This window comes from Glycomyces sp. L485, from assembly GCF_022548875.1.
Lineage (GTDB): Bacteria > Actinomycetota > Actinomycetes > Mycobacteriales > Micromonosporaceae > Glycomyces.
Map to the genome: position 1 here is coordinate 62,805 of NZ_JAKZEW010000004.1, position 12,991 is coordinate 75,795.

At 67.3% G+C, this 12,991-nt stretch carries 13 protein-coding genes and 1 tRNA gene; 7 read left to right on the top strand and 7 right to left on the bottom strand.

What is annotated here, in order from left to right; all coding sequences use genetic code 11:
* Positions 1 to 13 precede the first annotated feature (13 nt).
* The 5 genes from L0U85_RS03900 to L0U85_RS03920 are packed head-to-tail and all read right to left on the bottom strand — an operon-like array spanning position 14 to position 5,634.
* Positions 14 to 1,069: a M23 family metallopeptidase gene (locus L0U85_RS03900; RefSeq protein WP_241376447.1), complete on the bottom strand. Its 1,056-nt coding sequence runs from the start codon at positions 1,067 to 1,069 to the stop codon at positions 14 to 16.
* Positions 1,066 to 2,802 (bottom strand): hypothetical protein, encoded by a 1,737-nt coding sequence (locus tag L0U85_RS03905; protein WP_241376448.1) that lies wholly within the window; start codon positions 2,800 to 2,802, stop codon positions 1,066 to 1,068. The genes L0U85_RS03900 and L0U85_RS03905 overlap by 4 nt, the downstream gene beginning before the upstream one ends.
* Complete coding sequence (locus tag L0U85_RS03910) at positions 2,799 to 3,677, bottom strand: PrgI family mobile element protein (protein WP_241376449.1); 879 nt, start codon at positions 3,675 to 3,677, stop codon at positions 2,799 to 2,801. The genes L0U85_RS03905 and L0U85_RS03910 overlap by 4 nt, the downstream gene beginning before the upstream one ends.
* The gene (locus L0U85_RS03915; protein ID WP_241376450.1) at positions 3,674 to 5,269 is read right to left on the bottom strand and encodes a hypothetical protein; all 1,596 of its coding nucleotides are present in this window, start codon (positions 5,267 to 5,269) and stop codon (positions 3,674 to 3,676) included. The genes L0U85_RS03910 and L0U85_RS03915 overlap by 4 nt, the downstream gene beginning before the upstream one ends.
* Positions 5,266 to 5,634: a pilin gene (locus L0U85_RS03920; protein ID WP_241376451.1), complete on the bottom strand. Its 369-nt coding sequence runs from the start codon at positions 5,632 to 5,634 to the stop codon at positions 5,266 to 5,268. Before L0U85_RS03920 ends, L0U85_RS03915 begins: the two co-directional genes overlap by 4 nt.
* Positions 5,635 to 6,107: 473 nt before the next feature.
* Here L0U85_RS03920 and L0U85_RS03925 point away from each other — a divergent pair, with 473 nt between their 5' ends.
* Both L0U85_RS03925 and L0U85_RS03930 read left to right on the top strand, forming a co-directional pair.
* A complete protein-coding gene (locus tag L0U85_RS03925) occupies positions 6,108 to 6,854 on the top strand; it encodes a hypothetical protein (protein ID WP_241376452.1) in 747 nt (248 codons plus the stop codon).
* Positions 6,851 to 7,075, top strand: coding sequence for a hypothetical protein (locus L0U85_RS03930; RefSeq protein WP_241376453.1), 225 nt, complete (start codon positions 6,851 to 6,853; stop codon positions 7,073 to 7,075). Before L0U85_RS03925 ends, L0U85_RS03930 begins: the two co-directional genes overlap by 4 nt.
* Positions 7,076 to 7,090: 15 nt before the next feature.
* Here L0U85_RS03930 and L0U85_RS03935 read toward each other — a convergent pair whose 3' ends face one another.
* Positions 7,091 to 7,978, bottom strand: a complete 888-nt coding sequence (locus L0U85_RS03935; protein WP_241376454.1) for a GIY-YIG nuclease family protein — start codon at positions 7,976 to 7,978, stop codon at positions 7,091 to 7,093.
* A gap of 395 nt (positions 7,979 to 8,373) precedes the next feature.
* On the opposite strand from L0U85_RS03935, the gene L0U85_RS03940 reads away from it, so the two are divergent.
* The 4 genes from L0U85_RS03940 (at position 8,374) to L0U85_RS03955 (ending at position 11,587) form a co-directional block, all read left to right on the top strand.
* On the top strand, positions 8,374 to 9,069 hold the full coding sequence (locus L0U85_RS03940; protein ID WP_241376455.1) for a hypothetical protein: 696 nt from the start codon (positions 8,374 to 8,376) through the stop codon (positions 9,067 to 9,069).
* Positions 9,062 to 9,919: a DNA methyltransferase gene (locus L0U85_RS03945; RefSeq protein ID WP_241376456.1), complete on the top strand. Its 858-nt coding sequence runs from the start codon at positions 9,062 to 9,064 to the stop codon at positions 9,917 to 9,919. The genes L0U85_RS03940 and L0U85_RS03945 overlap by 8 nt, the downstream gene beginning before the upstream one ends.
* Positions 9,920 to 10,161: 242 nt before the next feature.
* A complete protein-coding gene (locus L0U85_RS03950) occupies positions 10,162 to 10,383 on the top strand; it encodes a helix-turn-helix domain-containing protein (protein ID WP_241376457.1) in 222 nt (73 codons plus the stop codon).
* Positions 10,376 to 11,587: a site-specific integrase gene (locus L0U85_RS03955; protein WP_241376458.1), complete on the top strand. Its 1,212-nt coding sequence runs from the start codon at positions 10,376 to 10,378 to the stop codon at positions 11,585 to 11,587. Before L0U85_RS03950 ends, L0U85_RS03955 begins: the two co-directional genes overlap by 8 nt.
* 114 nt (positions 11,588 to 11,701) lie before the next feature.
* Here the strand turns inward: L0U85_RS03955 and L0U85_RS03960 are convergent.
* Positions 11,702 to 11,787: transfer RNA gene (locus L0U85_RS03960), tRNA-Leu, on the bottom strand.
* Between the two features lie 157 nt (positions 11,788 to 11,944).
* On the opposite strand from L0U85_RS03960, the gene L0U85_RS03965 reads away from it, so the two are divergent.
* A complete protein-coding gene (locus tag L0U85_RS03965) occupies positions 11,945 to 12,958 on the top strand; it encodes a phosphotransferase (protein WP_241376459.1) in 1,014 nt (337 codons plus the stop codon).
* The last annotated feature ends 33 nt before the right edge of the window (positions 12,959 to 12,991 follow it).

The window sequence follows — 12,991 nt, forward strand, 5'->3', positions numbered from 1 at the left end:
TAGAACTCACTGATCACAGCTCGACCCCCTTCGCGGAGAAAGCGATCCGCGGATCCATGGCGGTGTCGAACACCGGATGGTGACTGCTGTGAACCTCTAGATGAAGGTGCGGCCCGGAGGACCGGCCGGAGGAGCCGACGTAGCCGAGGACGTCGCCGGGCTCGACCTGGTCGCCGACGGCGACTTCAGGGCGCTGCACCATGTGGCAGTAGCGAGTCAGCAGGCCCTCGGCGTGGGCGATTTCGACATACCAGCCGCACCCCTGGATCTCGGGGGAACCGTCCACATCGCACGTGTACTGGCGTCCGGCCGGGGTGTAGGCGTTGCACACGACCGTGACCACCTCACCGGCTGCGGCGGCGTGGATCTCGGTGCCACGCTCCGCACCGAGGTCCACGCCGTTATGGGACGGGCGGGCGTCGGTGCGCCAGCCTGAGACGATGCCCGCGCCGGGCACCGGGTGGACCCACGCCCCCGAGCAGTCGACGCCGTCGGCGATGAGCGCGGCGGCGGCGCTCGCGCCCGGTTCGTGTTTGGCGTAGGCGTCGGGGTAGGCCGAGACCTGCACCTGCTGGGCGGCGATGGTGACCGGCAGGTTCTCCCATCCGTCGATCTTCTCCAGCGCGTCGTAGAACAATCCGGCGGACCCGGCCGGGTCCATCAGCGTCGCGACCGGCCCCCAGTGCGGACGCTGCTGGAACAGTCCGACGCTGTCGTGGTCGGTGCCTTCGCCGTCGTGCGGGAGGTCGTAGGACTCGGGCACGCTCGGATTTGCCAAGACCCGCAGACCCGATTCCTGCATGGTGGTGGCGAGCGCGACGGTGATCGCTCGCGCAGGGAGGTCGCGCTCGGCCGCGACGGTGCCGATCGTGATCGCATGTCCGGCCTGGGCCGGGCCGTATCCGTCGCCGAGGGCGGCGGCGACGGCGTCGGTGTCGGCCGCGGAGGCGGCGCAGCCCCCGCCGGTTCCCCATGAGGCGTACCGTGCCGGGTTCTGGGCGGCGACGAACACCAGCCAGACCATCAGCGCCAACGCGATGCCGATCGCGGCTCCTGCGAGGCGTTTCATGACCGCACCCCCCGCCCCAGGGCCGCGGCCCCGGTCAGGCACAGCCGGTGCTCGACGTCCGAGGCGGTCGAGGCGAAGGCGACGTGCGTCTGTCCGGAGACCAGCAGCATCTCCCCGGGCCGGGCGGTGGCGACCAGGTCGCGTTCGGCCCCGGTCAGGGCGAACGCTTTGGCGACCGGCTCGACCGCCTGCGGGGCCTGCCGTCCGATCAGTTGCGTGGCGGCGTTGCCGATCACGGTGCGGCCCAGCGCGGAATCGAGGACGTCGTCCACGTCCTGGGTGACGACCGCGAGCCCGGCCAGGCGCTTGCGCGCGCTCTTCGCCAAGGTGGAGAGCCATTCGGCGCTGCGGCCGGAGCGGAGCAGCTTCCAAGCCTCGTCGACCACCACCAGGCGGCGCGTGCCGTCGGCACGGACGGACCGCCAGATCGCGTCCAACGCGACCAGCGTGGTCACGCCCATCAACTCCGGTTCGACGCCGGACAGGTCGACAACGCGCAGCGGCGCCTCGGGCAGCGCGCCCGCTCCGGGCCCGAACATGGAATCGGGGCCCACGTAGGGGGCCATGCGCGCGGCCAGCGCCTTCCCTGCCTGGTCTCGGTCGAGCAGGCTGGCCAGAGCGGACAGGGAGGGCGCCTCGCGGGCCCAGGTGGCCGGGTCGTCGTCGATCCCGGCCTGGGCGTACAGCTCGGCCAGCGCGGTCTGGACCGTTGCCGCGTCGTCCGGGCTGAGCCGCTCGCCGAGCAGGGCCTCGATGACGGTGACGGCGAACAGGCGGCGGCGTCCCAGCTCGCCGGGTTCGGCGTGCGCCGGGATGGCGAGGGGGCCCAGCCGCACCCCGGCTTTACCCGGGGCGATCACGGCACCGCCGACGTGCTCGGCCAGCGCGGTGTATTCGGCTTCGGGGTCGACGACGGTGACCTCGGTGCCGTTGTAGAGCTGGCGGAGCACCTCCAGTTTGGTCAGATAGGACTTGCCCGCGCCGCTGGTCGCAAGCGTGACGGAGTTGTGGTTGGCCAGACTCCACCGGTCCCACAGGACCGGGCCGCCGCTGAAGAGGTTGAGCCCCAGCAGCACCGCATCGTCGGTGACCGGGTTCGGGACATCCGCCGATGAGAACGGGAAGGCCGCCGCGGCGACATCGGTGTCGACCGTGCGGCTCGCGCCGACCGGGTCGACGCCCAGCGGGGCGCAGGCGAGCAGGCCCGGCAGTTGCCGGAACGTCGCCGGACGCACATCCAGCAGCGCGGCCGTGGCTGCGGCCCGGACCCGCGCGCAGGCCAGGTCGAGCTCGTGGCGGGTCTCGGCATGGACGGTCAGGTAGAGCGCTTGACGCAGCAGGCGGGTCTCGCCGCGGGCGATCCGGCCTGCCAGCTCGGCGGCGTCCTCGGCCGCCGCGTCGGTGGCCGGGTCGTCGAGCTTGCCCCGGTGCGCCGCATAGGAGCGGGCCGACTCCAGGCGGGCCCGGCGGCGGTGCAGCCGGGAGGCGGCGACTTCGGCGGCCACCCCGTCCAGGTGGAGCGAGACGGCGCATCGGGCGTGCTGGCCCACCAGGATCTCGGCCCACCCCAACGGGAGCTGGGCCGGGTAGCCGACCAGCACGAGCACGGCCGCGTAGCCGTCGCCGACGGCCATTCGGCGGGCCTCGATGCAGGCGGCATCGGGCCACAGGTCGACCGGGACCGGCCAGGCTCGCCTCGCCCGGGTCCTCCAGGATCGTTTCGGCCTAGTCATGACGAGGCCCCTTTCCGGGTGTGGGTGGTGGCGGTGCCGAACGGGTCGACCGCGTACCGGCAGCGGGCCGCCAGTTCGGCTCCGTCGAGGCGGGCCGCCTCGACGCCCATGGCCTGGGCGGCGGCCTCGATGGCGCGGGCGGCGTACTCGGCCCCGTCCGCGCTGGCCGCGGTGGCGACGACGGTGATCTCGCGGCGCAGCAGGCGCCGCCCCGCGGTCAGCTCGCCCATCCACGCCCGGTGCGCATCGGCTGCCTCGGCCAGCCGCCCCTCGAGCCGACAGGCGCGCTCGTCGAAGGCGGCCAGGTACGTGCCCAGGTCGACCGGGCGGGCCGAGACCACCACCTGGATATGGGCGTCAGTAGCGTTGAGCATCCGGGCGAATGCGGCGACCAGGACCGACTGCTCTGAGCCTGAGCGGAGGGTGAAGTTCACGAAGCCCACGTCGAGGGCGACCGCGACGCCACCGGGTCCTAGGTCCACCAGGCCGTCCGGTCGGACCCGGCGGGCCGGGCCGGTCACCGCGCGCACCGAGGCGGGTTTGCGGCCGGTTAGCCGGGTCATGACCTCCCGCGCATCGGGCGAGGGGCTCCCTGCGGCCACGCGGCCCCTGGGGCCGCGCAGTGCGGCCCATGCCAGGCGGTCGAGGCCGACCGCGTCGACGCGCGCCAGGGCGAGGGCCAGGGCGATGGCGGCGACCGGCGCGGTCGCGGCCAGCAGCACCAGGATCGGCACGGACCCGAGCAGCGCCCGCCAAGCGGCCAGCAGCCCGAGCGCAACGGGCGCGAGAATCGCCACCTGACGCACCGTCAGCCCCCACAGCACCCGGTCGGCCAGGTCGACGTCAGCCGGGACGGCGACACCGTGCCGGCTCATGACCGCTCACCGCCCTCGCGGCCCGACCCTGCATCGCGGCCACTCTCGCCCGGCGAGGACGAGTCCGTGCTCTCGGCGGCGCGGTCGGCGGACCGGTAGGCGATCGCGATCCGGCGGTGCGCCGGAGGCATCGCGGCCGCTCCAGTCCGGTCCTCGGCCCGGCGCGGACGCGAAGGCGAACCGGTACCGTCCGCGCTCTCCGAGTCCGCGGAGGTGCGTCGGTCGCGGCGCGGACCCGCGATCGCTTCGGCGACCGCCTCGTCTCGGCGATCGCGCCGACGAACGGTCCCGGCATCGCGGGCCTGGCGGCGGGAATCGGTCTGGTTCTGGTGGAACTCGTCGGCTTGGCGGCGGAACTCCTCCCACTCCCGATAGGCTTTCGTCTCCTTGCGGGAAATACGCTCGCTCACGTCGGCCGGAGTCGGTACCGGCCCGGTCGGCTGCGGATTGCCGTTGCTGTTACCCGGCTGTGGCGTATTCGTATTGGCAGGGCCGCCAAGGGGCGTGCCGTTGCCGTGACCCGGTCGCGGCTGGTGCGGGCGCGGATTCGGATTCGGCGATAGCCGAGGCGACTGATCGTCGTCATCGTCGTCATCGCGCCTCGGGCGGCGACGCGGTCGGTGCGGCTTGCGCTGCCCACCCGAGCGGCCATTCATGAGCCGGTTCAGTAGCAGATATTTCAGGAATCCCGACCCGGGCGCGGTCACAGTCTTGCCGTGCGCGAGCTGGAACGCCATTTTGTGCAACTTCCACATCAGCCACACGATCAAGACGATGTAGAACAGCTGGAAGTGGTAGTCCTCGACGTACTCGTCCGCGACCGTTCCTTCCAACTGGTGATACACCCAGACCAGCGCGGCTTGACCCAGCGATGAAGCAAGGCAGGCACCGAGGAGGCGCCACCAGTAATGCGCGAACCGCTCGGTCTGCGGTAGCGCATGGCAGGCCAGTGCAAGCGGCGCCATGATGAGCACGCAGAACCACGCGACATTCCGCAGCAGGAAGATCACGATCAACGTCAGATAGCACCAGATCGACACCAGTTGCATACCCACGTCGACCAGTCCGACCGGGTCGTCGGCGTTCGGTCCTGTCGGCACCATGAACGCGTGGTTGGCGAACACCGACCGCATCTTGGACTCATAGCCCTCGCATTCGGTGATGTCGATCGGGGTTTGTGATCCGTCAGGGAAGTTGTCGCAGTAGACCGAATGGACGCGATCGGTCAGCGTGAACGCATCGACGATGAGCAGCGAATTGCCGAATACCTGCCAGGTGATCTCTTTGGCGAGGCCGACGAGTAGCACCGCGATGATCAAACGTGGGATCATCTCCCGCAGCGAGTACTTCGTCTGCAGCGTCTCGTAGGAGAGAATGATCAGTCCGGCAGCGACGACGACCCCGACATATGAGGCCATCACCAGTCCCGTGAAAGCGTCGGTCAACGGCCCGGCGGACTTTGAGAAGTAGGAATACAGGGTCTCGTAGTACATGCCGGAGACGGTGTCCCACAGTTGTTCCTTGATCCCGAACAGCGCTGAATAGATCGCCGCGAGCAGGTCGTTCCACAGATCCTCGATCATCGCGATCACCCGGCCAGGATCTGCTGAAGAATTGCGACCAGGAACGGCGCGAGCAGAATGATCGCGAAACCGATCGCCGCAGCTCGGAGCGCGCTCTTCGCACGCTCGGTTTCCCCGGGATCGGACGCGAGCAGGTAACGCACGCCCGCGATCGTCAGCATCACCACGACCACCACGGCCGCGATACCGACGATCCAGTTGCGAATATTGTTGAGCACCGACTTGATTCGCTCGGTCGGGTCGTCCTCCTGCGCCAACGCGGCGTCAGGAATCAGCAAGACCAACACCAGCGCGGCAACAAGACCGCCGACTAGGATCAGGCAGCCGACTCGAACCGAGTCACTTCGGCGCAATGGTCGAAGGTCGGTGACCATCGCACACACCCCCGTGCACAGTTCCGTCCGAGACCGGTCCGGCCGAGGCCGGACCGGTCGGAACCTCCCCGGTTTCTGGGGCAATGCCCGATGAGACATCACCTCCTCGGTGGATCGGTTGCAATGCAGAGACTGGATTGCACCCGCACCGGCGAGATACCAAGCCAACTCTCATGCGGCTGACTCACTAGGAAAGAACATCGAGTAATCGACTACTGCCCACACGGCGGCGACTACCAAGCGACTACTGGAGGCCAACAGCGACTATCAAACACGCTATTCCACCGGAACTACCAGCGATTACCCTGACTACCTCGCTCGGGTAGTCGACTACAGGCCAGTAGTCGACGAAATTCGGTAACCGCTTCTGGTAGTCACGAATAATCACTGCGGTTGACGCGGATAAAGGTAGTCAGCCTTCCTGGAGAGAGCGACTCCCGCACGGGAGTCCCGACACAGGAAGGAGCGGTGCCATGCGCACCTCACCATTCGAAGCAATCAAAGACGCGTTCAATCGAAACGCCCATGGCCCTGACCCGGCCGTATTCTGGGGCGGCTACACCACCGAACTACCGGCAGGGCCCATAGCGCTGCCGGAACTGCACACCATCCTCAACGACCGCGCGACACCGTCGAGTATCAAAGACGCCGCCTGGACCAGCCTGGTCAGCTTGGCCCGAATACAGCCGCAACGATGGGGACTCATCGCCGCCGCCATAGCGATCCGTGGCCTGCGCCGCGCAGTCAACCGCGCCGAATACCACGCCCCGAACATCGACATCCGCGACGACCTCGAAAGCGCCGCCGTCGCCGGATTCCTCGAGACGGTCGAAACCATCGACACCGCCAGACCGCAGATCTGCGCCAGGCTCTGCCAGAACGCCTACGTCAACGCGCGACGCTGGGCGATCGAACTCAAGCAGTTCCAAGAGACCATGCGCTCGGGAGTATTCGAATCACACCCGCCGCCGGCCGAATACCGCCACGTCGACCTCGTGCTCGCCGACGCCGTCAAAGAAGACATCATCACCCGGCTCCAGGCCCAACTCATCCTGGAAACCAGACTCGACCACCACACCGTCAAACGAACCGCCACTGCACATCAGGTCGGCGTCCGCCAAGCCCGCCGCGAGCGACGCATCGGCGAACGGCAGCTATACGAATGGCTCACCGGTCACGAACGCCATCATTCCCGGAGAGGCGGTGACAGCACCGAATGAAAGTGCTAGCGAAAATCACCGCAGGTGCGATATTCCACGTCCTCTTCTCCGGGATCGTGGCCTTCATCGGCGGCTGGTGGTTCATGCTGACCATCGGGGTCGCCCACGCAGAATGGTCCAACACAGTTCCGACAATCGGCTACTGGACCGCCGTGAAGATCGCCGCCATGCTCGGCCTCGGGCCAGGAATCCACCGCCTCCAGCAACATTATTCGAGGTAACCAGGAGATGTCGGCCTAAGGGAACAGCGGCAGGTCAGGCAGTATCCGTGGCTGATGGGTGTCACGTGCATGCCGGACTAGGCGTGAAAGTTCGGCAGACGGCCGAAAGCCTTCGTCAGGTGGATCGTCCATCAACATGAGGCAGTTGATAGATTCCACTTCCTTGTACCTCGGCGTCGCAGTACGGGATATGACCTGAGCATGCTCCCACGCATCGAAAATCACGGTCTTGACGTCCCCGTCCGGCGAATAGGAGGCCCAGACCAGACGGTCTCCGGGGATGAGTTTCTCGTGCCCGTTCCTAACCAGGTTGGCGACTTCCTGTTTCTCATCCAGAAAGGGATGTGGGTCATCGAGCGCCTTTAGGTCACCTTCGGCAATACCGTCAACATCTTCGGCATCCGGCTCGGGGCGGAGTTCGATCTGGTCACCGTTGCTGTGGGCAAACCACATGTCCTGGGGTTCCGACGGGCCAAACATCGCCAACTTCCGGAAAAGAAAGAACATGTCGCCCTCGCGTAGCGAAAGGAACAGCGTCTTCTTGCCCCCGAGGTGGGCAGCGCTGAGACGAACCGGAGACTCGTGCTCCCATGCCTGGACGCCTTCGATCTCGCTCACCGCTTGGTCTATGGCATGGATCGCCGCATCCACCGAGACTTCGAACCATTCAGTCCCACCCTCACTGCGGTGATCACTGAGCAGATCATGGGCACGCATCTCGATCTGCTTCCGCTGGAGGGCGAGGCGTCGGAACGCCACAGCGTACTTCTTCGGTGCGCCCGTCTGGAAGGCCTTCTTGCGTTCCTCGACGAACGTGCTTGTCGTGCCAATCTTGACCGCTGCAAAGTCGGGGTTGGTAATCACGTAGACGAAGCCTGCGCCGATGGGGAGAGTAGTGCTCATGTGGCCCAAGGCTATAGGCCAAGTGCGACACCCAACGGTGGCGATCTTCGTGTCGGTCGAACTGCCACCAGTTCCGAGGTCACCGACTGCCACCTCCAGCAGCAACCGCATACTGCTCGCCCCTGACAGGCGCAGATCCGCGACGATGCGATCTGAAGACTGCGCCGTTCGGGTCCGCCAGGGCTGACTTCGGACCGTGGCCGTTCCCACTACTGGGCGTCCTCGATGCCTGAGTGCCGTGGCCTCAGCGTACCGGCGTCCGTCGACAGGCGCTCGCCACGCGGTTGCCGGTGACTACCCTCGACTACTCGCGACTACCCGGCGGTCAGAAGTCGATTACTCGATGTTCTTACCGGGTAGAGCCTGGATTGATTGATGCCCGGTGGGACGTCCACGTGACCGAACACCGCAACCCGAGCGCCGCCGAGGCGCGCCACGGCACGCTCGACGTGCCGCTCACCGTCTGGCAGGTCGCCGACGCCGCCAGCCTGACTGCGGGCCTGTTCGCCGAGTTCAAACCCGCGCGCGGCCCGATCGTCGCCGTCGACGTGCCCGGGTGGGAGACCATCCCGCGCCACGCCCGTCACGGCATCATCCTCACCCGCAACCGGCGCGGCGCGACCGCCGTGCTCAAGCAGCTTCCGACTGCCAAGCAGGGCCTGGTCACCATCCGGCCGGTCTCGCTGACCAACCTGTCGTGGACGCTGGCGGCCATCGAGGCCCGCATCGGGCTCGTCGTGGCCTCGGCCTGGCTCCTGGAGCGTGAAGGCGCGTTCGCCGCGGCGGCGAACGCACTCAAGCCCGACGGCCTGATCGCCCTCATCGCGCGCAGCCACGACGAACAGGCACGCCTGACTCGTCTGGCCGCCCCGCCCGACATCCGCGACTTCAGCGACGATGTCCCGGCAGCGCTGGGCATGGCCTATGCCGGCCACATCGTGGCCGCAGCGCCCAAGGTGTTCGACGCCGCCGTCGCCGCGGCCGAGGCCCGCACCGCCACTCGCCGTTCCTGCCCGGCCGCCGCCCGGCACTTCGACGTCTTCCTGTGGCGCAAGACCGACGCGGACCAGGACGGTGAGGCCGATGCGTAGGCCCGATACCTCGATCTGGGCGACCGGTCAGGTCCAGCCCCGCCGCCAACGCGACGAGCTGTACACCGAAGCCGGGACCGCACATCCGGCGAAGATGTGGCCCGCGATCGCCCGCGCGATGATCGACTACTACAGCTCGCCGGGTGAGACGGTGTTCGATCCGATGTGCGGGATCGGCACGGTCCTGGTCGAAGCGATCCGCTCCGGCCGGAACGCGCTCGGTGTCGATTGCGAAGCCGAATGGGTCCGCGTTGCTCGCGCCAACATCCGCAGCGCCCGCGGCGAGCATCCAGGGGCAGTCGGTGAGGTCCGGTGTGGTGACGCCACCGAGCTGGACGGGAAGCTCCAGGGCCGAAGCGTGCGTTTCCCGGTCGATCTGGTAGTGACCAGCCCGCCGTACGGGCCAGTGACGCACGGGCTCCCTGACACCGCTCGGGTGACTGGCGGGAAGATCGTCCGCCGCGCCGACCGCTACGCGAGCGGCAGGCCGCACCCGGGCCAGCTCGCCAGGGGCTCCTCCCAGCGGCGGATGCTGGGCGGCTTGACGGCGATCTTCACCGGGTGCCACGCCGCGCTCCGGCCCGGCGGGCACATGGTCATCACCGCCCGTCCCTACACCGACAAAGGCGTGTTGGTTGACTTCCCGGCCCTCGTCATCGCCGCCGCCGAGGCCGCCGGATTCGACCACACCGACCGGCATGCCGCGCTACTGGCCCGCTGGGACGGCGAGGTCCTGCACCCGCATGTGACGTTCTTCCACCTGCGCAACGTCCGGGCCGCCCGCGCGGCCGGAAAGCACGCGCTCGCGCGCGCCCACGAAGACGTCCTGGTCTTCCGGAGGCCCGCATGACCGCCTACTCACAGGATCGCGAGATCGATCCTTCGACGGGGCTCCAAGACGGTGTCGCCCGTTCGTCTGCGGGTACTGGCCGCGAAGGTCGCGAGGCTCGCGGCCATGCGGAGTCGGAGCTACGGTCCTCCACCGTCCGAATCGGAGCGAATGTCGCCTCCGAAACCGAAACGGGCTCGGACGGCGACCTCGATGGCGAGGCAGTCCGGTGCCCGTGTGGAGCACAAGGAGCCATCGAAGTGATGACACTCCAAGATCCAGCTGGTGCAACGGTACTGCTGGAGTCCCTTTGGACGATCGATCAAGTCGCCGCGTACCTCAAGATCCCTGTCCACACGCTGCGTACCTGGCGCAAGCGCGGGACTGGGCCGACCGCCGCGCGTATCGGCAAGCACCTCCGGTACGACCCCCGGCAGGTTCGCCGGTGGGTCGAGCAGCGCACCGCCGAGGCCGCCGATGACTGACGCGAAGAAGCCTGCGAAGCGCAAGCAGGCGCGCAAGGGCGACGGCTCGATCTTCTGGCACGAGGACAAGGGCCGCTATATCGGCTCAATCTCGTTGGGCAAGAACCCCGATGGAAGCCGGAACCGACCGACCGTGCGCGGGAAGACCCAAAAAGAGGTCCGAGCCAAACTCAAGGCGCTCAAGGACGACTTCGAGGACGGGATCGACCTCGGCGACAAATACACCGTCGAGGAGGCCACCCGCGACTTCCTCAAGCACGGGGTAAGGGGCCGCGGACCCGCCACCGTCGACGAGCTGCGCATGCACGCCGAGAAGTGGATCATCCCGCACCTGGGCCAGGCGAGACTGAAACGACTCACGACCGAGGACGTCGACGCCTGGCTCGATGTCATGGCCAAGTCGCTGGCCACCTCGTCGGTCCGGCGGCGCCTGTTCACACTGCGGCGGATCATCAAGTTCGCCGAATCACGTAACCGCGTCCGCCGCAACGTGGCCGCGCTCGCTGAGCCCCCTGAAGGCAGGGAAGGCCGGCCAAGCAAAGCGCTCGCACTGGATCAAGGCAAGGCGCTTCTGCGTGCCAGTAAGGACCAACCGATCCACGCCTACATCGCCATGTCGCTGTTCACCGGGATCCGCACTGAGGAAGCCCGGCCGCTCAAGTGGGAGCACACGCACCTTCGTCCGGTCCGAGGCCAGGTCTGTTCCTGCGGCAGGGAGCACGCCGAGGATCTCCCGCCACACGTCGAGGTGTGGCGCTCGGTCCGCAAGGGCGGTGACACCAAGACTCGCAAGAGTCGGCGGACCATCGCCCTGCCCGAGTTCGTCGTCGACGTCCTGACCGAACACCGAGCCCAGCAGCGCGAACGGCGTGCCCGGCAGGGCTGGAAGTCCGAAGGCATCGTCTATGTCTTCGGTACCCGCTACGACACGCCGCAGCAAGCGCAGGTCATCCGCGACCAATTCCGGGCAGTGGTCGAAAAGGCACGCATCCCTGGCAGCTGGACGCCCAGGGAGCTGCGCCACTCGTTCGTATCGCTCATGTCCGATTCAGGTGCCTCAGACGAGTTGATCGCCGACCTCGTCGGCCACAGCGACACCAGCACAACGCGGACGGTCTATCGGCACCAGCTCCGGCCGGTCATCACCAAGGGAGCCGAAATCCTCGACGGCGCGTTCGGGAACGGAGTCCTTGACGAACCGTAGGGAACCAATGGCTGCCTTTTTGGCTGCCCGCGGCCCTCCGGCGGCATCCCGCCGGGGGGCCGTAAACGTCCATAAAGGATACAAAAAAGGCCCTGTCACCAGGGCCTTCGTCTGTGCGCGAGGGGGGACTTGAACCCCCACGTCCATTAGTAGGACACTAGCACCTCAAGCTAGCGCGTCTGCCATTCCGCCACTCGCGCGTACACACAGAGAGTGTATATGTAGTTTGTTTTGCCTGCCAGTGAGGTGTTTCGGCCTCCCCGGCGCGCGAGATGAAACTTTACACGACGTCTGGGGGCGTCATCGCAGGGGGGTTCACGATCCTTCGGACCGGCGCTCGACGGCTAGGCTTGTGCCATGACCGTGACCGCGCCTCGACTCCCTGACGCGGCGCTGGCACATTGGGACCTCGGCCAGATCTACCAGATGCAGCGGGTCCAGACCGGTCTTATGAACCGCAGCTGGCGCGTCGATGCCTCATCGGGCTCTTACCTGCTCAAGTTGTTCCGGGACGTCACCGGGCCTGAGCTGCAGTTTCAATTCCATGTAATTCAAGCTCTGGGGCAGTCCGGCGTGCCGGTGGTGCTGCCGACTCCCAGCAGGGGCGGGATGTCGACCATCCTGCTGGAGGGCGAGGAATTCGGGGTCTTCCCCTGGGTCAGTGGCCGGCACCGGTCCGGTCTGTCGATGTCCATGGACGCGTGCCGCGAGCTCGGGTCGGTCATCGGGCGGCTGCACAGGACGCTGCATACCGCGATCCCGGCAGATCGGCCTCCCAAGGTCGAGACCCCGGTGGCCACGGATGCGGCCTTGCAGAAGGTCGACCGGCTTCTGGACCTGGTCGCGGCCGGGCGCGGAGACAAGACCGGATTCGAGGCCACTGCCGAGCAGACGCTGCGGTTGAAGCGCGGGCTGCTGGTGCGGCTCGGCGACCGGCGGCCTCCTGATCTCGCCCCGCAGTACGTGGGCTACACGCATGGCGACCTCCATCCTCACAATGTGCTGCACGGGCCGGGCGACGTCGTTTCGGCGGTCCTCGACTGGGACCGCCTGACCGTCGCCTCGTACGCCCGCGAGATGGCACGAGCCGCCGTGTTCTATTTCACCTACGGCGATGAACGCGGGCTTGACTGCGATCGGATTCGAGCCTTCGCCGGCGGCTATCGGTCGGCGTTCGACGTCGGCGAGCCCGAGATCGGGCTCGCAACCCATCAGCTCTGGTGGGACCGGCTCACCGACAACTGGGTCATCGAGTGGCACTACGTTCGCCACAACTCCGCTTGCGACCATCTGTTGCCTGGTCAAACCGGTCTGGTCAAGTGGTGGACCGTCCACTATTCGCAGGTCGACCAGGCGCTCATGGGCCGCTGAGTCAGATTTGCGTGTGACACCGCGCTGTCGCCT